This window comes from Candidatus Kurthia intestinigallinarum, assembly GCF_003991225.1.
Taxonomy (GTDB): Bacteria; Bacillota; Bacilli; order Bacillales_A; family Planococcaceae; genus Kurthia; species Kurthia populi.
Genome location: NZ_JTFC01000146.1, coordinates 1 through 1,283, shown reverse-complemented (window position 1 = coordinate 1,283; position 1,283 = coordinate 1). Strand labels below are relative to the sequence as shown.

Sequence of the window (1,283 nt, the reverse complement as noted above, 5' to 3'; positions counted from 1 at the left end):
TAAACGATTGTCAGGAAAGGCTTTTTAAAAACGTGCATAAAATCACGCATAAACAATGTTCCATAAGAAAGGGCAGAAACGTTGATTTAACAACATTCCTGCCTTTTTAGTATGCCCCCAAACTTTGATTTGGGAACGTTAAGTTTATTTTGTATGCTTTATAAAGTTAAAAGGTACATTATTTCATTGAAAATTAAATATAAAAACAAACAACTTGAAATTTAAAAATTCATCAGTTAAACTGATTATATATTTAGGTGATTATTTTTAGGGGTGAATAATTTAAATGGAAAAATGGAATCAATCTTATGGTTTTTTACTCGGAAAGGTTCTTCAGCGAATGGAAACTAAATTCGCCGAGGGGCTTGTCCCATATCACATTAATGCTAGACAATATGGAGTTCTTTTATTTATTAACGGAAACCCTTACTCATCACAAAAAGATATTTCTGAAAATCTACAAATTGATCGGACAACAATGGTAAGTCACATTGATTATTTAGAAACTTTAGGCTTTGTAGAGAGGACAAGGAATCCTAATGATAGAAGGTCCTACAGCCTTATGATTACATCAAAAGGAAAGGATTTATTGGATTCGCGTTGGGAATTTTTAAACGATATTGAATTAGAAGTTTTAGCCCCTTTAAATAATCAAGAAAGACAATTGCTAAAGGATTTTCTCATTAAAATTTGGACTACACTTTAAAACTGGAGGTAACACAATTATGAATGCACTTGATTATTTTAATGCCCGTTTGGAAGCAACTATTAGCCCTATGGATTATTTGAGATTGACACAAATAGATCCAGATAAATATTTTTTGCTGGATGTAAGAAACGGCCCACTTCATGTAAGAAGTTTAAAAATTAAGGATGCTAATGTCATACCCGAACAAGAACTGCAAGCTCGTTTAAATGAAATACCAAAAGACAAGGAAATTATTGTTTACTGTTGGGATGTCTGGTGTAACACCGCTGCCAAGGTAGCAAAGTTTTTATTAGAACGTGGATATATGGTAAAAGAGCTAACGGGGGGTATTGCAGCGTGGAAAGAAATGAACTTTCCTGTTTCAGATTCCTCTCAAGAGGTTAACATGTCTGATAGCTGTGGGTGTTAACTCTGGTGCAAAGGGAATCTAATTAAATAAAAAACAGCTAACACTTTGTAGTAGTCTTAACTGCTGGATTGAACGTTCTCTATGTGGCATTGAACTGCACCTCATTTGTTAGACATACTAACAAGGAGGTGCGGTTTTTCTATGGGGAAAATGAGCGCAGAAGAT

General features: G+C 34.0%; 2 protein-coding genes. Both read left to right on the top strand.

The annotated features are described in order from the left end of the window. The first annotated feature begins 286 nt into the window (after nt 1–286). Complete coding sequence (locus QI30_RS19290) at nt 287–706, top strand: MarR family winged helix-turn-helix transcriptional regulator (protein WP_126992099.1); 420 nt, start codon at nt 287–289, stop codon at nt 704–706. 19 nt (nt 707–725) lie between these two features. After that, the gene (locus tag QI30_RS19285; protein ID WP_126992098.1) at nt 726–1,118 is read left to right on the top strand and encodes a rhodanese-like domain-containing protein; all 393 of its coding nucleotides are present in this window, start codon (nt 726–728) and stop codon (nt 1,116–1,118) included. The last annotated feature ends 165 nt before the right edge of the window (nt 1,119–1,283 follow it).

Coding starts and splice junctions, on each gene's coding strand:
- QI30_RS19290 (WP_126992099.1), top strand. CDS start 287: ATGGAAAAATGGAATCAATCTTATGGTTTTTTACTCGGAAAGGTTCTT.
- QI30_RS19285 (WP_126992098.1), top strand. CDS start 726: ATGAATGCACTTGATTATTTTAATGCCCGTTTGGAAGCAACTATTAGC.